We start from the raw sequence: 454 nt of genomic DNA, 5'->3' as shown, positions 1-454 counted from the left end.
GAGAGAGAGAGACTGTTTGAATTGCTTCTCCATCTGTCATTTGGATCCAATCGGAAAAGAGCGACTTCTCATGAGAATTTACTCACTCAATATGGCCTCACTATTACAAATATTGTACTAGCAGCAGTGGTAGTAGACTCAAGCCGATAGGCCTAAGCGAACACTATACGCTGAACATGGTTTCTACTTTTTCGATCGATTTTCGGGCTATCATTCTTTTTCCTCCTTTTTCTCTCTGTATCTGATGAGCCAAGCGAGCGTTCGTGCCATGCGTGCAGAAAGTGGTTCGATTTTTAGGCTGATTTTCAATCGATTTCATCCATCCGATGGACTTTGCCACATCTCTTTCCCCCATTGGGCCATAGGAATTTTCCGAGAGCTTTCTCTCTCGGACTTTTCACACACCGGACGACCGATACATTACTCTCGTTACGGAGAGAGCGAGAAAGAGAGA

At 44.5% G+C, this 454-nt stretch carries 1 protein-coding gene; it reads right to left on the bottom strand.

The genetic code is table 11. The features are described from left to right. Positions 1–163 precede the first annotated feature (163 nt). A complete protein-coding gene (locus tag MUW74_RS04395) occupies positions 164–340 on the bottom strand; it encodes a hypothetical protein (protein ID WP_243553129.1) in 177 nt (58 codons plus the stop codon). Positions 341–454: the final 114 nt, after the last annotated feature.

This window comes from Candidatus Cardinium sp. cBcalN2, from assembly GCF_022810445.1.
GTDB lineage: Bacteria > Bacteroidota > Bacteroidia > Cytophagales > Amoebophilaceae > Cardinium.
This window is presented reverse-complemented; position numbering and strand designations above follow the sequence as displayed.